General features: G+C 60.6%; 21 protein-coding genes and 1 riboswitch. Of the genes, 2 read left to right on the forward strand and 19 right to left on the reverse strand.

Translation table 11 applies throughout. From position 1 onward, the window contains the following. Nucleotides 1-2: 2 nt before the first annotated feature. From ACR0BD_RS04710 to ACR0BD_RS04720, 3 genes are all read right to left on the reverse strand, one after another. Nucleotides 3-1,187, reverse strand: coding sequence for a CaiB/BaiF CoA transferase family protein (locus ACR0BD_RS04710; protein ID WP_480829137.1), 1,185 nt, complete (start codon nt 1,185-1,187; stop codon nt 3-5). Then, nucleotides 1,174-2,793: a thiamine pyrophosphate-binding protein gene (locus ACR0BD_RS04715; RefSeq protein WP_480829139.1), complete on the reverse strand. Its 1,620-nt coding sequence runs from the start codon at nt 2,791-2,793 to the stop codon at nt 1,174-1,176. Before ACR0BD_RS04715 ends, ACR0BD_RS04710 begins: the two co-directional genes overlap by 14 nt. A gap of 78 nt (nt 2,794-2,871) precedes the next feature. Then, nucleotides 2,872-3,330 (reverse strand): DUF302 domain-containing protein, encoded by a 459-nt coding sequence (locus ACR0BD_RS04720; protein WP_480829140.1) that lies wholly within the window; start codon nt 3,328-3,330, stop codon nt 2,872-2,874. Nucleotides 3,331-3,399: 69 nt separating this feature from the next. Here ACR0BD_RS04720 and ACR0BD_RS04725 point away from each other — a divergent pair, with 69 nt between their 5' ends. Next, nucleotides 3,400-3,810 (forward strand): DUF1636 family protein, encoded by a 411-nt coding sequence (locus tag ACR0BD_RS04725; RefSeq protein WP_480829141.1) that lies wholly within the window; start codon nt 3,400-3,402, stop codon nt 3,808-3,810. Here the strand turns inward: ACR0BD_RS04725 and ACR0BD_RS04730 are convergent. The 9 genes from ACR0BD_RS04730 to cbiE form a co-directional block, all read right to left on the reverse strand. Then, nucleotides 3,807-4,301: a hypothetical protein gene (locus ACR0BD_RS04730; protein ID WP_480829142.1), complete on the reverse strand. Its 495-nt coding sequence runs from the start codon at nt 4,299-4,301 to the stop codon at nt 3,807-3,809. The genes ACR0BD_RS04725 and ACR0BD_RS04730 overlap by 4 nt on opposite strands. Before the next feature lie 66 nt (nt 4,302-4,367). Continuing rightward, a complete protein-coding gene (locus ACR0BD_RS04735) occupies nt 4,368-5,066 on the reverse strand; it encodes a CbtA family protein (RefSeq protein WP_480829143.1) in 699 nt (232 codons plus the stop codon). Nucleotides 5,067-5,070: 4 nt separating this feature from the next. Then, entirely contained in the window at nt 5,071-5,241 is a 171-nt protein-coding gene (locus ACR0BD_RS04740) for a CbtB domain-containing protein (protein WP_480694335.1), read from the reverse strand. 36 nt (nt 5,242-5,277) lie between these two features. Then, a riboswitch (cobalamin riboswitch) is annotated at nt 5,278-5,485 on the reverse strand. A 44-nt stretch (nt 5,486-5,529) separates the two neighbouring features. Next, the gene (cobF, locus tag ACR0BD_RS04745) at nt 5,530-6,273 is read right to left on the reverse strand and encodes a precorrin-6A synthase (deacetylating) (protein ID WP_480829144.1); all 744 of its coding nucleotides are present in this window, start codon (nt 6,271-6,273) and stop codon (nt 5,530-5,532) included. Next, nucleotides 6,266-6,994, reverse strand: a complete 729-nt coding sequence (cobA, locus tag ACR0BD_RS04750; RefSeq protein WP_480829146.1) for a uroporphyrinogen-III C-methyltransferase — start codon at nt 6,992-6,994, stop codon at nt 6,266-6,268. Before cobA ends, cobF begins: the two co-directional genes overlap by 8 nt. Further along, complete coding sequence (locus tag ACR0BD_RS04755) at nt 6,991-8,313, reverse strand: cobyrinic acid a,c-diamide synthase CobB (RefSeq protein ID WP_480829147.1); 1,323 nt, start codon at nt 8,311-8,313, stop codon at nt 6,991-6,993. The genes cobA and ACR0BD_RS04755 overlap by 4 nt, the downstream gene beginning before the upstream one ends. Continuing rightward, complete coding sequence (gene cobM, locus ACR0BD_RS04760; RefSeq protein WP_480829148.1) at nt 8,300-9,094, reverse strand: precorrin-4 C(11)-methyltransferase; 795 nt, start codon at nt 9,092-9,094, stop codon at nt 8,300-8,302. Before cobM ends, ACR0BD_RS04755 begins: the two co-directional genes overlap by 14 nt. Further along, a complete protein-coding gene (locus ACR0BD_RS04765; RefSeq protein WP_480829409.1) occupies nt 9,091-9,459 on the reverse strand; it encodes a cobalamin biosynthesis protein in 369 nt (122 codons plus the stop codon). The genes cobM and ACR0BD_RS04765 overlap by 4 nt, the downstream gene beginning before the upstream one ends. Beyond that, entirely contained in the window at nt 9,456-10,655 is a 1,200-nt protein-coding gene (gene cbiE, locus ACR0BD_RS04770) for a precorrin-6y C5,15-methyltransferase (decarboxylating) subunit CbiE (RefSeq protein WP_480829150.1), read from the reverse strand. Before cbiE ends, ACR0BD_RS04765 begins: the two co-directional genes overlap by 4 nt. Between cbiE and ACR0BD_RS04775 the strand changes: the two genes are divergently transcribed. Next, complete coding sequence (locus tag ACR0BD_RS04775) at nt 10,654-11,385, forward strand: cobalt-precorrin-6A reductase (RefSeq protein ID WP_480829151.1); 732 nt, start codon at nt 10,654-10,656, stop codon at nt 11,383-11,385. The two genes, cbiE and ACR0BD_RS04775, sit on opposite strands and share 2 nt — an antisense overlap. Here ACR0BD_RS04775 and cobJ read toward each other — a convergent pair. The 7 genes from cobJ to ACR0BD_RS04810 are packed head-to-tail and all read right to left on the reverse strand — an operon-like array spanning nt 11,376 to nt 19,338. Continuing rightward, nucleotides 11,376-12,140 (reverse strand): precorrin-3B C(17)-methyltransferase, encoded by a 765-nt coding sequence (gene cobJ / locus ACR0BD_RS04780; RefSeq protein WP_480829153.1) that lies wholly within the window; start codon nt 12,138-12,140, stop codon nt 11,376-11,378. The genes ACR0BD_RS04775 and cobJ overlap by 10 nt on opposite strands. Further along, the gene (locus ACR0BD_RS04785) at nt 12,137-12,865 is read right to left on the reverse strand and encodes a precorrin-2 C(20)-methyltransferase (RefSeq protein ID WP_480829155.1); all 729 of its coding nucleotides are present in this window, start codon (nt 12,863-12,865) and stop codon (nt 12,137-12,139) included. The genes cobJ and ACR0BD_RS04785 overlap by 4 nt, the downstream gene beginning before the upstream one ends. After that, nucleotides 12,862-13,491, reverse strand: a complete 630-nt coding sequence (locus tag ACR0BD_RS04790; protein ID WP_480829157.1) for a precorrin-8X methylmutase — start codon at nt 13,489-13,491, stop codon at nt 12,862-12,864. The genes ACR0BD_RS04785 and ACR0BD_RS04790 overlap by 4 nt, the downstream gene beginning before the upstream one ends. Further along, on the reverse strand, nt 13,491-14,612 hold the full coding sequence (gene cobG / locus ACR0BD_RS04795) for a precorrin-3B synthase (protein WP_480829158.1): 1,122 nt from the start codon (nt 14,610-14,612) through the stop codon (nt 13,491-13,493). The genes ACR0BD_RS04790 and cobG overlap by 1 nt, the downstream gene beginning before the upstream one ends. After that, nucleotides 14,609-17,902, reverse strand: a complete 3,294-nt coding sequence (cobN, locus tag ACR0BD_RS04800) for a cobaltochelatase subunit CobN (protein WP_480829161.1) — start codon at nt 17,900-17,902, stop codon at nt 14,609-14,611. Before cobN ends, cobG begins: the two co-directional genes overlap by 4 nt. A gap of 3 nt (nt 17,903-17,905) precedes the next feature. Then, entirely contained in the window at nt 17,906-18,961 is a 1,056-nt protein-coding gene (gene cobW / locus ACR0BD_RS04805) for a cobalamin biosynthesis protein CobW (protein WP_480829162.1), read from the reverse strand. After that, entirely contained in the window at nt 18,958-19,338 is a 381-nt protein-coding gene (locus tag ACR0BD_RS04810; RefSeq protein ID WP_480694312.1) for a DUF1636 family protein, read from the reverse strand. The genes cobW and ACR0BD_RS04810 overlap by 4 nt, the downstream gene beginning before the upstream one ends. Between the last annotated feature and the right edge of the window lie 40 nt (nt 19,339-19,378).

Here is a 19,378-nt window from a genome sequence, read left to right on the forward strand (position 1 = left end):
TTTCAGTCATCAAAGGGGTTTTCGGCGTTTAAAACGGCCTGAGTGTCCGCCCCGAAGACCGGTGGGGCACTGCGATATGTTACAGGCGTTTTGGATAATTTGAGTGGATTTCCAATCAGATTCACTTCGGCCGGGGCCGCTTGCATTGCGATCTGCATCTGTCGCGCCGCCACCTGATCGGTGGCAAAAACCTGATCCAGGGTCTGAACCGGACCCACCGGAACCTTGCGTGCTTCAAGTTCCGAGATCACGGTCGCGGTATCGTGTTCCATCACGGCGGGTCGCAGGACCGCATTCAAAGCGTCACGGTTTTCAAGTCTGGCCGGATTCGTTGCAAAACGCGTGTCATCGGCCAGTTCGGGTTTGTTAATAAACGCGCAGAATCGCTTGAACTGACTGTCATTTCCGACGGCCAGTATGACGTGCCCATCCGATGTTTCGTACACGTCATATGGAACGATGTTTGGATGGCCGTTACCCCTGCGTTGGGGAACTTTGCCGGACGTCAGATAATTCACACCTTCGTTGATCAGCCACGCGATTTGCGCATCCACCAGCGCGAGGTCGATATGTTGACCTTCTCCGGTCTGATCCCTGTGCCGCAGTGCGGCCAAGATGCCAACGCTGGCATACATACCGCACATAACATCGGCGATGCCCACTCCGACTTTCATCGGCGCACCGTCGGGGTCACCCGTCAGGGACATGATCCCACCATACCCCTGCGCCATCAGGTCATAGCCGGGTTTCGATGCGTTGGGCCCATCTTGCCCATATCCCGAGATTGAACAGTAGACGAGAGCAGGAAACTCCGTCGACAGCGTGGCATAGTCCAACCCGTATTTCGCCAGGCCGCCGGGTTTGAAATTTTCAATCAGGATATCCGCGTGCGAAGCCAGCCTACGGATTTCAGCCTGTCCTTCGGGCAAAGTGATGTCGATCGCAACAGACTTTTTGTTGCGGTTGGCGGACATGAAGTAGGCGCTTAAATCCGAGGGCACGCCCGCGGCATCTGTCACGTATGGAGGGCCCCATTGGCGTGTATCGTCGCCCCCGGTGGCGGGGTTTTCGATTTTGATGACGCTTGCCCCAAGGTCGCCCAACAATTGCGTGCAGGTCGGTCCGGCCAGAATACGGCTGAGATCCAGAACCTTTACGCCCTTCAGCGGCCCTTCAGATCCGGCCATCATATCCTCCGCGGTCGATTTCGGCAGCGATGATGGTGAAGGTATCTGCCTTGACGGCTGCATCCAAAGCGGCCCGCAGTTCTTCGCGGTTTCGAACGGTGTGCCCGTGGCCGCCGAAAGCACGACCCAGCGCGGCAAAGTCATGGCGGTCAAAGTCGACGCCTTTGTTGCCCATTTGCCGTTGTCTCTGCTTCAGCTCGATCAGGGCGAGGCTGGCGTCGACGAAAACAAGAAAGATTGGGTTTCCGCCCAGTTCTGCGGCAGTTGACAGCTCGCCCGCGACCATCAGGAATCCGGCATCGCCCGAAAAGCTGATAACCGGTCGTTCAGGTTCAGCCAGCTTCAGGCCAATCGCCATGGGCACCGCACACCCCATCGTGCAGAGCGCCGATGACTGGATCAGCCCGCGTTCCTCTGAGCAGTTCCACATTTGGCTTAACAGGATACGATGGGCACCGCTGTCCGCGGTCGCGAGTGTTTCTGCTGGCAGCGCCGCGCGGGTTTCGGCGATCACCGCCGCCGGTCCCCATTCGTCATCAGCAGGAAACGCCTGCGACAACGCAGCTTTGACCTTTTCAGGCTCTTGACCCGGCCATGTAGTACGGGCGGGGTTGCCTTTGGCGATCGCCTCCAGCGTTGCACCGGTATGGGCCACCATGTTCAGTCCGGCCTGATGCATATAGTGGTCGTTGGGAACAGCAGCGATATCGATGACACGCTTTTCGTTCGGGTCCCAGATTTCGCGCCAACCGGGGCGCATTTCGATCGGGTCATAGCCCAAACACAGCACCAGATCGGCCTGCTCGACCAGCGAAACAAGGTGCTTGTCGGCCAATGGCGAAAGACCCGCACCACCCAGACAGAGCGGATGATCCTCGGGGATAATACCCTTGGCTTTGTAAGTGGTAACGAACGGGATGCCAAAATGCTCTAGAAACGCCTGCACGACGTTGCGTGAATCGTCGTACAGCACATCCAGCCCAATGATTGCGATCGGCCGTTCGGCTTGCGCCACCCACCGGCGGGCTTTTTCGACGCAATTGCCTTCTGGGGCCACGGCGGCGATCTTTGCCCGGCGGCGCAGCTTGACCCCTGAGACACGGGTATCTGCGACCGAAATCGGCACGTCGATATGCACCGGCCCCGGACGAGGCTGGTTTGCAAGTGTCACCGCTTTGTCAGCAATGATATCTGCACCTTTGGCCGTTAGCGTGAAGGTTCCTTTGGTGATCGAGCGGTAGACCTGCGCGTGGTCCATCACCTGATGGGTGTAGGTCAGTGCCTCGTCGGCGTCCACGCAACCTGTCAGCACAATCATCGGTACGCGATCTTGCAACGCGTTGGCGACTACGTTGATGCCATTCATCGCGCCGGGACCCAATGTTGCCACCAGAATGGCAGGGGCCCCATCCCGGTGATGCACGGCCTCGGCCATGAAACCAGCGGCGTTCTCGTGCTTGGTCAGGTGGAACTGAATTCCGGCCTGCTCCAACGCATCGACCAAGGTCAGTACCTCACCACCGGGCATACCAAATGCGTGACGGCATCCGGCCTCGTACAAACGTTGGGCCAGCAGATCCGCAGCGCGGGGCGAGAGGTCTTGCATCAGTCGTGCTCCGAAGAATTGTTTCACTGCAGATTGCGGAGGACAGCCCCAGACGCAAGTCGGATCACGCCAGTGTGACTATTTGACTGCAGTTTCGGCGATGGATTGGAACTTGCCATCCAGTTCTTCCGCTATGTCGCGCAGGGGCTCCCCACCTTCGTAGACATAGGGCGCAAAAACAAAGCTTGGAGTCTTATAGGACAAAGTTGCCGTGCCATCGTCGTTTTCGGTCACGTAAAACCGAATTGGCGCTTCGATCATCGCATTCACAGAGGTTTCAAGCACACGCACTGCATATTCGTTGTTAAACGCACCAATGACGCGGTTGCCCGGTATCGTGATTCCACGGGACGCAGCGGCCTTGGTCGGCCCGGCTTGTGTGACGACGATCAAACCGTTTTTCTTAACTGCCGCTTTCGTATCTTCCACCAACTCGTCATAGCTTTTGCCGGTTGGATACACGGCCCATCCGGACAGAGGCTCATCAGCCCATGCTGGCATGGCCAAAAACGCGAGAGTCGCCCAAAACGCCTTCATATCGCTATCTCCTTTGGTGAAGCTGGGTGATAATTGCCAGAAACAGAGATTTCGCGCACTCACAATCTTGTGCGTATTCAGGATTGCTCGCGCCGTGCGAAAGGCGCAAAACGTCCCGGCAATGAAAAGAAAGGTCAGGTTGCAATGCGCCTGTTGATCTGCAGCAGCTGTTCTGGTGCCCGGGATCGGGAGGTGGAAGAGCTATCCATAAAACAGGCCCTGGAGCACTTGGCGCTGGCAGAGCAGGTCGAAGTGACCGAGCACGCCTGCTTCAGCGGATGTGCCGAGCCTGTTGCTTTGGCGATGCAGGCAGAGGGGCGGGCGACCTATGTCTTTTCTGGTGTCAACGTAACGACTGATGCAGATGACATTGCAGCGACCTGTCAGGCATATCTGGACAGCCCCAAGGGCTGGATCGAAGACGCCCGGCCATGCGGTCGCCTTCGAATGTGCTTGCGCGCGCGCATTCCTGCGCTTTAGTCGACCTGAACGGTAACGGCGGCACTGACCGGTACGTTGTCCACCATCAGAGGGCTGTGACCATTTGCGTTCAGGGAAACTGAAACCTCGACCTCTCCCTTCGGAAGCTGATCAATATGCATCCAGTTTCCGTAAAGCCGGGCCAATTTCTGACCGTTGACATAGACGTGCGCGTGACCCTCGCCGGGGATATCCTCGGCTGAGGCATTCTCGGGCGAAAACCGGAAGTTCCGCGGTACGACTTGCAGGTTCCAACCGGCCAACGGATCTTGCGTCAACGCGATTTCCAAGCCGGGTGCGTCTTCGCCGGCGGGCAGGTTGATGGCGGCCGAATGATCGTGGGCCGCTGCTTCGGAATGCGAAGCCCCGTGGTGGGCAGGATCGCCGTGGTCGTGGCCATCAAAGGTGACCCCGTTTGCGGCGGCGACAACAAATCCCGCGCCGCTGCCAAAGACCAGGCCGATTGCGAAAAGGGCAAGTGAGCGTGCCATTTCGTGTTCCTTGCATGCAAACATAGACACGCCGGGCAGGACCCGGCGTGTCAAAGCTGAATTAAATCAGGCCGTTACTTCTGCGCGTTGACCTTCGTGTTGCCAGAAATAGCCCGCGAATGCGCCAACCAGCACCCAGGCCACCAGACCGATGCCAAAGGCACGCGCGGCGAACAAAGCGCCAATCTCGGTCGGTACCGGGCCTGTGAAGACATCGGGTTCCGGAGCACCAATAAGGTGAGGGGCAACGAAAAGGGCAGCCGCGATCAGGTAGCTTACAAGGTTGCTGCCGAACGCGATCAGCCACAATGCCACAACTGCGGTTGCGACAGTGGCAAACCACCAAACCTGACGCGCGTACACGTCCGCTGCAGCTACGCCGGGAACTTCGGGTGCCAGAGAAAAGCCAGGGGCCAGGTGGAAGGCGATGAAACCGGCCAAACCCCACAGAACACCTGTGCGTCCGTCAATCTTGTGACCGTTGCCTTCTGCAACCGACATAAGCGCGACCATCAACAGCGCATACCCTGTGTAGGTAAGCATTGTGAAAATGACACTCAGCGCGTCGCGGAACAGTTCCGAAAACATACCGGGCAACTCGGGATGGGCTGAAACCGGGTCAGCGCCAAAATGCACCAATTCGCCCGACTCATAGAGTTCGGCGTGCAGTAAAACAGGTTGCACAAAAACCAACTGCAGCAAGGCGGCAATCAGCCCTGCTGCAGCACCAGCGAACAACGCGCTGGTCAAAATGCGGCTAAACATGGTGTTAGTGGCAGGGGAAGCCGGTCGCGTGACGCACGTCATGAGCAGCGTCATGCAGGGCGGCTGCCTGAACGTGACCGGTCAGCGTGATAATACCCAGGCCCAAAACCACTGCGAACATAACGGGCAGAATGCCAGCGCGTGAGGCCGATGCGGTTGCTGTTTGAGTCGCCATTCTAGTTCTCCTTTGCCGCCGCACCCGACGGCCGGTGTTTCAATACGTTGCCCGGCAGGTCTCCTGGCTCGCGGGTCGGTGCCTCTGTTCGCCTTCCCCCTGAAAAATCAGGAGTGGCTGGTTGAACAGGGGCTCTCCGCTTACAGTCGCGGGGGCGGCTGTGGAGTTGACCATTGGCGTGATCGCACCACATTCCCTCTTAGCCTACCAGCATCTCCGGCAGGACCAGACCCGTTCATTTAGCCCTTAGAGGTGCGCTGGCGCAATCGCCATTTGCGACATTTTTGGTCAGTTCACGCGCTTTTTTAGAAGATAGATGTCCATGATCCAGCCATGCTGGCTTCGGGCGCGGGCTCGGGTTTCCAGGATCTGTTGTGCAACTTCGGACAATTGTCCTTTGATCAGGATTTCTTCCTTCATCCCGACGTAAGCGCCCCACCAGATGTCAAACTCTGCCATCTCAAGGCTTTGGAACGAGCATTCTCCGTCCAGCATGACGGCGACCTTCGCGGTGACGTCGGGCCAACCCTCTTCGCGGATGCGTCGCCCGGTTGTAACAACATACGGCGCACCCAGATCATTGATCGGGATCGCATGGGCCGCGGTAAGCGCCTGAAGCGCCGTGATTCCGGGGATCACACGTGTCGACGGCTTCGGTTGCAGCCGAGACGCGATTCGCAAGGAACTGTCGTAGAGCGAGGGGTCCCCCCAAATCAGCAATGCAACGTGGCGCGCCTGAGGGTGGGCCGCAATCGCGTCTTGCCAACGCAACGCAATGGCATCGTGCCATTCGTCAACGCCCCGCAGGTATCCATCATCCGACCGGCGCTTGGGAATGTCGAAATAAGCGATCGTTGGCGGCGTTTCGGTCACCTGCGCGATGATCTCTTCCCGAAGCCCTGCCAGATCGGCCTTGTTTTCACCTTTTCGCGGGATCAGGATCAAATCTGCGGCCCGAATAGCCTTCGCGCCTTGAAACGTCACGTGATCGGGGTTGCCGGTGCCGATACCGACCAGTGTCAGGTCAAACATTGTCGAACTCTGCCAGCGGGCCGTACAGGATCAATGCGGGCGCGGTGCCGATGTCGGAACTTAGTTTGTCGGACAGCGCTCCGACCGTTGCGCGGTGCAGCTTTTGGTCTGGTGTTGACACAGACTCGGCCATCAAGGCTGGGGTGTCCAACGGCAGCCCATGCTCGTTCAGTGCTTGGACCAGCAAAGGAAAGGTACGTTTTCCCATGAAAACCACTGTGGTTGCGTCCGGGTCGGCTAATGCTGGCAGGTTCAGGTCCTGGGGCAGTTTCCCGCTGACGTCATGGCCAGTTACAAACTGCACGCGCCGTGCCGTCAGGCGGCGGGTTAACGGAATGCCTGCGGCAGCTGCGGCGGCGACCGCCGACGGGATTCCCGGAATGATTTCGTACGCGATTCCGGCGGCGCGCAGGGCAACCAGCTCTTCCTCAAGACGCCCGAACATCCCACCGTCACCGGATTTAAGCCGTACGATACGTTGACCGGTCATCGCATAATCGACCAGCAGCCGGCTGACATGATCCTGTTTGGGCGAGGGTCGGCCCGCACGCTTTCCGACACCCACCAGATCGGCGTCGCTGCGCGCATGCGTCAGGATTGGGCCGCTGCTGAGATCATCGAACAGCACCGCATCCGCCTTTTGCATCCGGTCCACCGCCTTCAGCGTCAGCAATTCGGGATCACCCGGGCCCGAACCAATGAACGAAACAAACCCACTCATACCGTGGCCTTTGCGATCAGGTGAAAAAACGTACCGGTGACGTTGTCTCGCCGTGATCCGGTCTGGGGTCCTTCGGCACCTTCCGCATCAAAAACACGTGCAAGCGGGGCGTCGGGTTGTTCTATGATCGAAGAATAGTGAAACTCATGCCCGCGCAAGGCGCTGCCCGCTTTGAATCCCGGCATCTCGGTCAGCAACTCGGCCTTGCGATAGCCAAGGTTGAATTTGCGTTTCTGGTATGAGGTGACCAGCCCCAACAGACCCGCCATCTGATGTTGAACACCGTCCTTGTCGATCAGCGCTTGACCCAAAGCCATGTAACCGCCGCATTCGCCGTGGACGGGCTTGGTTGCTGCATGTGCGCGCAAACCGTTCTGGAATGTGCTTGCGCCTGCCAAGGTGCCCGCATGAAGTTCGGGGTAGCCGCCCGGCAACCAGACCAAATCCGCGTCTTGGGCAGGGGCTTCGTCAGCGAGCGGGGAAAACGGCAGAATTTCTGCGCCCGCCGCGCGCCAACCTTCCAGCAAATGCGGGTAGGTAAACGAAAACGCTGCGTCTCGGGCCAGTGCAATCCGCTGGGCAGGAGGGCGCGGCAGCGCGGCTGACGATGGCCCAACTGGGCCTGAGGAAGCCGCCCGCTTGATTGCTTCAAGATCCACATGTTCCCGCAAGAACGCGGCGTAGCCGACGATCGCACTCTCCAGATCGGGATGCTCGACTGCTTGTATCAGGCCCAGATGCCGCTCTGGCAAAGTCAGATCACCGCGGCGTGGCAAGACGCCCAATACCGGCAATCCGGCGCGCTCCATCCCCAATCGGGTCAACCGTTCATGCCGTGGACTGGCGCAACGGTTCAGGATAACCCCGGCAAACGGCAGGTCGGGGTTGTACATCTTGAACCCCAGCGCCGTCGCAGCAGCGGATTGCGCCTGACCGCCAACATCCAGCACCAGCACAACTGGCCAGCCCATCCGCCACGCCGTCTCGGCGCTGGTGCCGTGACCCAGCTCACCTGGTTTTGCCACACCGTCGAACAACCCCATGGACCCTTCGGCGACAACAATATCAGCGCCTTCGGCCTGCTCTGAAATTGCGCTGAGCAAGGGATCGCCCATCGCCCAACTGTCTAAGTTGAATGAGGCGCGCCCTGCCGCAGCCCGGTGGAAGGCGGGGTCAATATAGTCCGGCCCACTTTTGAACGGCTGAACCGTCAGGCCATCTTCTGCCAGTGCTCGTAACAGGCCCAGCATGACAGTGGTCTTACCTGTCCCAGAAGAAGGCGCGGATATCAAAACACCCGGAGGGTTAGTCATCGCCATGGCTCCAGCTTGACCAGGGACTGTCCGCGCTTTGCGGGCGGTACCTGCGGTCGTAATCTTTTGAATATAGACAGCTTTCGTTAAACCCTTCGCCTGCGAGGGCGGGCCCCACCATGATCAGGGCTGTCCTGGAAATACTGTCATCCAGCGCATCTTTCAGCGTTTCCAGCGTCGCGCGAATAATCCGTTCATCCGGCCAGCTTGCGCGATACACAACCGCAACCGGGCAATCGGGTCCGTAAGCTGGGGTCAGGTCGGCAATGACCTTGTCCAGATTTCCAATCGACAAATGGATGGCCAGAGTCGCCCCGGTCCGGGCGAAGTTTTCCAGTGTTTCGCCCTCGGGCATCGACGATGCACGCCCGGGGGTCCGGGTCAAAACAACCGACTGTGCCAATCCGGGTAGCGTAAGTTCGGTGCCCAAGGATGCTGCAGCCGCCGCGAACGAGGGGACGCCCGGCGTCACGCTAACCGGGATTCCCATCTCTTTCAGACGACGGATTTGCTCACCCATCGCCGACCACACGGATAAATCACCAGAGTGCAGGCGCGCGACGTCCTGACCCGCTTGATGCGCAGCCTCGATCTCGGCCATGATCTGATCCAGATCCATGGGCGCAGTGTTGATGATCTTGGCGTCTGCCGGGCAGTGACCCAGAATTTCTTCAGGCACCAACGACCCCGCATAGAGGCAAACGGGGCAGGACGCGATAATGTCACGCCCGCGCAGGGTCAGCAGATCGGCGGCGCCAGGTCCGGCACCGATGAAATGAACGGTCATTTTAGTCCTCCGATGGCAATGGCGCAGGTGGCCAGCCGGTCGTCCGAGATAAGTCTGGGTGAAAGTAGCCGCGCGCCGGGTCCGGCGGCCGCCAAGGCGGATGCTTCGGCGACGCTGCCGGTCCCATATGTGGCACGGCTGCGGTTCGAGCATGTCAATGTAAGTTGCCCCGCCAACTGGGCAGGTGGGATCAGTTGCAAGGGCAGGGCGAGCAATTCTGCCAGCGCCGACAATGCGGCGTGGCCGTCCTTGTCCGCAACGGTCGCAATAGCACCGACATCGTGACCAGCGGCTGCAGAACCATAAGCGGATTGCAGGCTGTCCAATGTAGCCGCCGAAGAGAAACCCAAACCCGCCACGATCACAGCGTTACGCTCCACTGCACCACCGGATAGGCAGATTTCCAGCCGCGGCGCGGGCCCAACGGGGCCGATTGCGCAAGTTCGATGCGCAACAGCTCACCGCCCAGTTTTGCGTGCCACTGAGCCAGCAAAGCTTCGCTTTCCAAGGTCACCGCATTCGCGACCAGCCTCGTGCCCGCAGTCAGGTTGGTGTGCAGCCAGTTCAACAGATCGGTGCTGAGGCCACCACCGATGAAAACGACATGGGGCCGCTCCAGCTCACCCAGTGAGTCGGGCGCGGTACCGTGCACCACGTTCAGCCGATCCTGTCCTAAGGTGTCTGCATTTCGGCGAATGCGCTCGGCGCGATCTGGGCGCGGCTCAATCGTTGTCGCGGTCAGCGTCGGGTCACACATCAACCATTCGATGCTGATCGACCCGGTCCCACCGCCGATATCCCACAAATGCTCGCCCCGCTGAGGCGCCAAGGCAGACAAGGTCAGCGCGCGGATTGGGCGTTTGGTGATTTGACCATCATTTTCGAAAATTTCATCGGGCTTGCCAGAGGCCTTGGGAAAGGCCCGACCTGTGCCTGCGACCTCGAGCCCGACGCAAACAGGATGATCAAACCCACCCAGCAAAGCCTCGGTCAGAGATACGCTGCGAGCGCGTTCGCGTGGACCACCTAAGGCTTCCATGACGTGTAGTCGCGTGTCGGCAAAGCCTGTCTCGGTCAAATATGTTGCCAGCTCGGCAACTGCAGCACCGTTGCGTAGCAGCAAAATCGCCCGCAGACCCGGCGAAAGATGTGGGCGCATGCGGGTCAGGGGAGCGGCGTGCAGGCCAAAGGTTTGCGTGCTTTCCAATGGCCAACCCAAACGGGCGGCTGCCAGAGAAAATGTTGACTGCCCGGGCAGGGCTATCCATTCCCCAGCCTCAAAACTGCGCGCGATCACAGAACCAGCGCCGAACCAGAAAGGATCCCCCGAGGCCAGAACGACCGTCGCCCGACCACGCAAGTTCTGCAGTATTGGTAAGCCATCTGAAAAGGGAACGGGCCATTCAATCTGCTCGGCGCTCTGGTCGGGCAATAACGACAGATGGCGGGGCGGGCCCATGATAACTTCGGCCCGATCCAGCACTTGACGGCTTGCAGGCGAAAGGCCATCAAGCCCATCTTCGCCCAAACCCAATACGGTCAACCAAGGAGCTTCAGACATGCCCAACCTCCTGATCCTTGGTGGTACGACTGAGGCCAACGCTTTGGCCAAAGCTGTCGCCAGCCAAGGGATTCCGGCCGTTTATTCCTATGCCGGTCGTGTGGAAAATCCGCGACCGCAACCGCTGCCGGTGCGCGTCGGCGGCTTTGGCGGTGCGCAAGGGTTGGCGGCTTACATCAGGGATAACGCGGTGACCCATGTGGTGGACGCCACGCATCCCTTCGCGGCTCAAATGAGCCGAAACGCATTTGAGGCTTGTGCCGTGACCGGTTCGGCTTTGTCCGCGTTGACCCGTCCGGCATGGCGCGCGCAGCCCGGTGATGCTTGGACGCATGTGCCGGATATCGCTACCGCAGTCGAGGCATTGTCTGGTGATCCAAAGCGCGTGTTTCTGGCAGTCGGCCGCATGCATCTTGAAGATTTCGCGGCGCGACCGCAACACAACTACCTTCTGCGACTGGTCGACGCGCCCGACGTTGTGCCATTCCCGAATGCCGACGTTATCGTGGCCCGAGGTCCCTTTTCCGAGGCCGAAGACCGCGCGCTGATGCTGGATCACGGGACGCAGTTGGTTGTGTCCAAGAACGCGGGGGGCACTGGCGCGCGCGCCAAGCTGGACGCGGCACGCGTGCTTGGCCTGCCGGTGCTGATGATAGACCGCCCGAGCCTGCCAAATCGGGTCGAGCTGTCGAATGTCGCGCAGGTTCTGGACTGGTTGGTTCATCCCTGACCCTCATCCGGGGTGAAACGCGGCGTGTAGACGATCGGCGGCCCATTGCGTTCGATCACGCGGGTTCGGGATGAGCCGACGATGACCACTGTCTGCATATCCGCCATTTCGGGTGTTGCATCTGCCAGTGTCGAAATACGTATTGCCTCATCCGGGCGCGACACAGCCCGTGCGAAAAGGATCAGACGCTCTGGCTCGCATTCTTCGCGCAAGATTTCCAACGTCTTTACAAAGCCTTCCGGCCGGGATTTCGAGCGCGGATTGTAGAAGGCCATCGAAAAATCCGCCTGCGCTGCAAGACGCAGCCGCTTTTCGATCAGCGACCAGGGCTTGAGGTTGTCGCTAAGGTTGATGGCGCAGAAATCATGTCCCATCGGCGCACCAGCGCGGGCTGACGCGGCCAGCATTGCCGTGATCCCGGGCAAAACATCTATTGGAATATCCCGCCATTCTGCAGGCCCGTTTTCCAAAGCCTCAAAAACCGCAGCCGCCATGGCGAACACACCCGGATCGCCAGAAGAAACAACAACGACCCTTTTGCCATCAGCCGCCATTTGCAACGCATGCTGAGAACGGTCGATCTCAACCCGGTTGTCACTGGCATGCAACGTCAAGCCATCTCGCTCGGCAACACGAGCGACATAGGGGATGTAACCCACAACATCCGTAGCGTCGGCCAACGCGGCTGTCACTTCGGGGGTGACCAATGCCTCATCCCCGGGACCAAGGCCCGCGATCTTGACCCAGCCGGTCATGGACGCCGTCCTTGGCCGTGAACGATGATGATCGAAAAGTATGGGGTGATCTTGTCGCTTGCCTCAGACAGTTTTGAAACGGTCTGGTTCGGCATTTGTGCAAACTCGACAATCCATGCACGGTCAAACAGGCCGGATGTTTTCAAAGCGCGTTTCACTTTTTCGATGTTGCGCCCGATCTTCATGACGACCAAGGCATCTGTTTGGCTCATGCGCTCGGCCAATGTTTCTTCGGGCAGGGTGCCGACCAAAACGGTCAACACGTCGTCACCCCATGTGATCGGGTCACCCGTGGCCGTCCATGCTCCGGACATGCCTGTGATAGCCGGAACAACTTCCACCTCAGATATGTCACGCAACCGGCTGTAAAGATGCATGAAAGACCCATAGAAAAAGGGATCTCCCTCGCACAGGACCACAACGTCCTCGCCCTGGTCTGAAAGGGCTTTCAGATGCGCCGCACAGTCTTCATAAAATGACGACAGCAACTCGTTATAGCGCGGATCAGTCAGCGGAATTTCCGTTGTTACGGGGTATTCCATCGGGAATTCGATTGCACTGTCGGGGATCATTCCGTTGACGATCTGACGTGCCTGACCGTTGCGGCCCGGTTTGCGAAAGAAGGCCACGTGTCGGGCGTTTCGCAACAGCCGGTCAGCCCGAACGCTCATCAGGTCGGGGTCACCGGGGCCAAGACCCACGCCGTATATCTTGCCGACGCTCATTCCGCCCGGCTCGCGATCGCGTTTATTGCCGCAACGGTGATGGCACTGCCACCCAGACGGCCCTTTACGATGCAGGACGGCACGGGCTGTGCTTCCCAAAGGGCATCTTTGGACTCGACCGCGCCAACAAAGCCAACCGGGCAACCGATGATGGCCGCCGGGCGCGGGCAGTCGGGATCTTCCAGCATGTTCAACAGATGGAACAGGGCGGTCGGTGCGTTTCCGATAGCAACTACAGCGCCCTCAAGGTGCGGACGCCACAGCTCCAGCGCGGCGGCCGAGCGCGTATTGCTCATCTCAGCGGCCAGAGGGCGCACGCGCTCGTCATGCAGGGTGCAGATCACTTCGTTATCGGCGGGCAGGCGGAACCGTGTCACGCCTTCGCTGACCATGCGCGCATCGCACAGGATCGGTGCGCCATTTTCCAGCGCGGCGCGGGCGGCGGCCACAAAACCGGGCGAGAAATGAACGAACTCCTCCAATCCAACCATGCCGGCCGCGTGGATCATGCGGACCGCAACCTGTTCCTCATCTGTGTCGAAACGGGCCAGATCAGCTTCGGATCGTATGGTTGCAAAGCTTTCTTTGTAGATCGCCGCGCCGTCGGTTTCGTACGTGTAGGGCATCAGGTGAAGTCCATATTCATCAGTGTTTCTTTGGTCAGGCCGTTTTGACTGGGCTCATCCCCCGCGCGGCCTTGTTTGACAAGATCAAATCGTCCGTTGTGGCCGATCAAAGTTATGTCTGCCGATCCCATCCGTGCGCATCCTTTGGCGCAGCCCGATACATGCAGGCTGCCGAGGATGTGCGGGGCCAGTTTGCGCGCAATATCACGGGTTTCCACCTGCGCCTGCGAGCAGTATGGCGCGCCGGGGCAGGCGTCAGTGGTCATCAGCGGGTCAGAACCATCCGTGACAAAGTCCGGGGCGGGTATCGCCGCCCCGCCTTCCAGCAGGATCAGCCGCCACGGGGTGACCCGCAGGGCCGTAGCACCGCTGTTTTCCATCAACTCTCGCAGAGCGCGCGCAGGCAGTTGTCCGAAGGCCGCGCCATAGAATACGCCCTGTTCGCAAGCGCCCGGTTGCAGTGGTATCCCCACGCGCCCCGGGGCGCTGCCCTGCCACAGCTGCGGCAAGGTCTCGACGACCCGTGCCATGCGGCGGGCTTCGGGCGTGTAGGTGCGGGCAAACCACTCGGCCAGAGCGATCAAGTGATCAATGGCCTCGGCTTCCTCTACCGCCATTCCGCTAGTTGCACCGTCGGCGCGCAGGATCAGGCCGTCCGGGCCGGTCTCCAACCGGATGTCCGCTGAATCTCCGGCCAAAAGGCGCTCTGGCCCGGTGTCGATGGCAAAGCCGAACTTGGCAGGCAGGGCGGGCAGTTCGGCCAGCCGGTTGATCAGTTCCTGCGCCAATCGCGCGGTCAGATCGCTAGCCTGATACAGCGGTGAGACCAGAATGTTGCGGCGCACCTCGATGCCTGGCTCGGCATCCAGCAGGTCGAGCGCGGCGAGTTCTGCAAGAAGTGTCTGATGATCGCCCTCAGCCACGCCCCGCAATTGCAGGTTGGCGCGGTTGGTCAGGTCGATGGTGCCATTGCCAAAGCGATCCGCCAGATCGCACAGGCCCATAACTTGGTCTGCCGTTAGTCGCGCCAGCCGGGGCCGCACCCGAACGACCAGCCCGTCGCCGGACATCATTGGCCGGTGCGCGCCAGGGCACCAGCCTTGGACGACTGGCACACTCATCCCAGCCCCTCCAGATCAGCGCGGATCGAGTTGCGGCGCGTATTCCAGAGCCCGGCCTCCAGCAATGCGCGGAACCGGTCCTGCATGGCCTGATGGGCCTTTGGGTTGGCCTCGGCCAAAAAGGCATCGACGTCCTCATTGCCTAGCGTCGCATCGTGATAAAGGTCAAAGAGATGCGGTGCGACCGTGCCCGACAGATGCGCAAACGAGGCCATGTGATCCAGCGTTGCCGCGATCTCGGCCGCGCCCCGGAATCCGTGGCGTTGCATCCCGGCGATCCAGCCGGGATTGGCCGCGCGGGCGTGGACCACGCGGCTGATTTCCTCGGGCAGAGTGCGCGCGCGCGGGGTATCGGGGTTGGTATTGTCCAGATGATACAGCTGCGCGGTGCCGCCGGTGATCTTTTTGGCGGCGGCAAACCCGGCCTCGTGCGTGGCATAGTCATTGGCCAGCAACAGGTCGGTTTCGGTCAGGTCCTGCAGGTGGACAAAGCTGTCAGCATTGGCGACGCGCTGTTTGATCCCGTCCTTGTCCTGCGCGATATGCTCGCCCTCAAGCGCAAAGGAACTGGCGTCCAGCCATGCTTCACCTGCCTGCGCGCGGGCCTCGTCGGTGTAGACCTCGGACAATTGGGTCATGTTCACGCCATAGCTGCCGGGGGCGGGGCCATAGACGCGGGCGGCGGGCTCCTGTCCGGCATAGGGGTTCCAGTCGGCTGCCTCATCCCGCGCAGTCAGTGCCCGGATCGCCTGACCATACAGCGCCGAAAGCGTCGGGAACACGTCGCGGAACAGGCCCGAGACCCGCAGTGTCACATCCAGTCGCGGGCGGCTCAGGTCTGTTATAGGCAGAACCTCGATGCCCGAAACCCGCTCGGACCCCTTATCCCAGACCGGTTTGACGCCCAGCAGATGCAGCGCCATGGCGAATTCCTCACCCGCCGTGCGCATGGTGGCCGAACCCCAGAGGTCAACGATCAGCCCCTTGGGATAGTCGCCTTCCTCTTGCAGATGCCGCCGCACCAATTCCTCGGCCAGTTTCACGCCTTGGGTATAGGCCGCGCGGGTCGGGACCGAGCGCGGGTCGGTGGTATAAAGGTTCCGCCCCGTCGGCAGCACGTCCGAACGCCCGCGATAAGGCGAGCCAGACGGCCCGGCCTCAATCCGTTTCCCGGCCAGCGCATCGATCAGAGCGTTGCGTTCAGCATGGGCCGAAGGCGCGGGGTCGAAATTGCCGGTCACCTCGGGCACGCGGCCAAAGATGTGCAGCCCGTCGCCGAACTGGCTCTCCTTGATGTCGCAGACAAAGCGGTCGATGCGGGTGATCGCCTCGGCGGTGCAAGTGGCCTGATCCAGCCCCAGATCATTTTCCAGCCCAATGGCCTGCGCCTCATCCCGGATGTCTTCCTGCAAGCGGTCGCGGCGCTTGGGGTCCAGACCGTCAGCGTTCGAGAATTCGTCCAGCAGGGATTCCAGCCGCACCATGCGATCTGGCGTACCGCTTTCCTTCAGGGCGGGTGGGATATGGCCCAGCGTCACAGCTCCGATCCGGCGTTTGGCCTGCGCGGCCTCGCCGGGGTCGTTGACGATGAAGGGGTAGATCACCGGCAGATCGCGGATCAACGCCTCGGGCCAGCATGTGTTGGACAGGGCGACCGATTTGCCCGGCAGCCATTCCAGCGTGCCATGCGCACCGATATGGATCAGCGCATCTGCGCCCAACCCTTTGCGCAGCCACAGGTAAAAGGCCACGTAACTGTGGCGCGGGGTGCGGGACAGGTCGTGATAGTCGTCATCGCGCAGCTCGGGCGTGCCGCGTTCGGGTTGCAGCGCGATCAGAGCTTTGCCACGGCGCAATGCGGTGAAATGAAACGCGCCATCGGCATAGGCCGGGTCATCCTCGGGCTGGCCCCAGACGGTTTGCAGATCGCTGCGCATTTGTTCCGGAAGCTCTGCCAAGGCCGCGTGGTAGTCTGTCAGAGGCCATGACAGGCGCGCATCCAGAAGCGACTGGGAAATCGGTTCGGCGGGCGCGGTGTCATAGCCCTCTGCCTGCAAGTCGGACAGCATCGCCTCGGCAGAGGCGAGCGCGTCCAGACCCACCGCGTGGGCCATCTGCCAATCCTTGCCGGGATAGGTGGACAGCACCAAAGCGGGAACCTGATCCGCTTTGGGCTTGTCGTTCAGGTTCAGCCAGCCGGTCACGCGGTCGATGATCGCCTCGATCCGTTCGGCTTCGGCCCGGTGGGCAAAGCGGGAATATTCCAGATGCGGATCGCGCTTGCCCGGTTCCTTGAACGAAGCGATGCCAGCCGATATCCGCCCGTCCACCTCGGGCAGCACCACATGCATGGCAAGGTCGGCGGGCGACAGGCCGCGTTCGGCCTCGGCCCAGGCTTTGCGGCGTGAGGTGGCAAGCGCGACCTGGAACACTGGCACGTTGGCTGCATCCAGAGGAGAGGTGCCGGATGCACCTTTGCCCGAGAATGAAGTCGCGTTGATGATCGCCGAGGGCTTCAGCGCCGTCAGGGTTTCACGCAACCAATCCGCCGCGGCCGGGGCTTTCAGCGACGGCGCAAACATGCCAAGCGCATTGAGCCCACGCGCGCGCAAATTGCGGATCAGGGTTGCAACCGGGGCAGTGTCGGCTGAGGTCAGATAGGCGCGGTAAAATGTAACGACGATGGTTTTTCCGGCATTCGTGACTGCGCTTTCCACCGGGATCACGCCGCGATCCGGGCACCATGCGCCGCATTCGGGGATCGTCTTGGCCCCCATGACTGGCCCGGCATAAAGCCCTGCGGCCAATGCCATCTGCGCCAGCGCCGCCTGTGCCGCAACTTCGCCGCCTGTATCGCACAGATGCGCCAACCGACGCAGGGTCGAGACGGGCAAGGTGGAGTACTCATCCAGCCGCGTATCTTCGCGCCCGTCCGCTGGCAGAACGGCCAGAGCAATGCCCTTGGCCTGCGCCAGCGCCAGAACCTGCTGCAACCCATAGGCCCAATAGGGCACCCCTCCGATCAGGCGGATCAGGATGCCCTTTGCCCCCTCTAGTGTCTGTTCGACATAGGTGTCGACGGACAAGGGATGTTTCAGCGCCGTCAGATTGGCCAGCCGCAGCGTCGGCATGCGCCCCTCCGGTCCGCCGCCGCGATGCCAGCCCGCCGCAAAAGCGCCAAGGTCACTGTCCGAAAAGGACAGCACCACCAGATCCGCCGGGCTCTGGCCCAGATCGAATGGGGTCTCGGTTTCCTCGAGCCCGTGGCTTTCGCGGAAGACGACGTGCATGGCTTACTCGGCAGCTTCCGGAACACCCGCCAGGATTTCGCGGATTTCAGCCTCTTTGATGTCGTCATGTTCGGCAATCACCACCAGACGCGAGCGGCGTTCTTCGCCGGGTTCCCATGGGCGGTCGTATTGATGGCGGACGCGGGCGCCAACCGCCTGTACCAGCAGGCGCATCGGTTTGCCCTGAACGGCGGCATAGCCCTTGACGCGCAGGATGTTCAGCTCATTGGCCAGACGTTCTATCTTTGCGACCAGATCCAGCGGGTCCGTCTGTTCCGGCAAGTCGACGATTATGCTTTCGAAATCATCATGTTCATGGTCATCGTGGCCGTCGTGATGGCTGGGACGCGCGTCCATGTCATCTTCGGCTGCGGCTTCGAGGCCCAGAACAACGCGCACGTCCACAGCCCCTTCGGCCACTTCAACAACCGGCAAGCGGCGGGGGGCTTCTGCGGCGATGACCTCTTTGGCTTTTGCGATCCCTTCCGGACCGGCCAGATCGGGTTTGGTCAGCAGGATGATGTCGGCGCAAGAGATCTGATCCTCGAACACCTCGGACAGCGGCGTTTCGTGATCAATCGAGTCGTCCGCCATCCGCTGGGCATCTACCGCTTCGACATTCGGGGCAAAGCGACCGGCGGCTACGGCCTCGGCATCGGCTAGGGCGATGACACCGTCCACGGTGATTTTCGAACGGATATCCGGCCAGTCGAACGCCTTCAGCAATGGCTTGGGCAACGCCAGACCAGATGTTTCGATCAGGATATGATCCGGGCGCGGCTCCAGCGCCATCAGCGCTTCGATTGTCGGGATAAAGTCGTCGGCCACGGTGCAGCAGATGCAACCATTTGCCAGCTCCATGATGTTTTCTGCAGGGCAGTCCGGAATGGCGCAGGACTTCAGGATATCGCCATCCACGCCGACATCGCCGAATTCATTGACCACGACGGCCAGGCGCTTGCCCTGTGGGTTCTGCATCAAATGGCGCACAAGCGTGGTTTTGCCCGAGCCCAGAAAGCCGGTGATCACGGTGACGGGGAGTTTTTCGAGATTGCTCATTTCAGGGCTCCAATCGGGGGAATGCGTGAGGCGCAGTTCTTGCGGAAGTGTTCGGGGCGTTCGCGCCATTTGACCAAGCCATCCTCGGTCGCCAGATACTTGCTTGCGCCTTCAACGATCACGTCGACATGATCGGTTTCGTTCAGATTCTCGTAGACGAATGTCCAGCGGTCCGGACCGCCGCGCAAAACGATCGAACAGCCCTGATCGCAATTCGACAGGCATTCAACGGCTTTCAGGGTTACGCCCTCGGGCAGTTCGGCTTGTTCTAGTGCTTTGTGAAGCAAAGCGCCGGGACGTTGCGCGTCATCCTCGACAGGCAGGCCGCGCCGGCACGTTGTGCAGACCAGCAGCTCAACCGGTGTGGTCTCGGTCATGTCTCTCATCCCCCCAGATCCTTTTGCGGGGGACGGGGTC

The organism is Ruegeria sp. G5 (assembly GCF_056533365.1).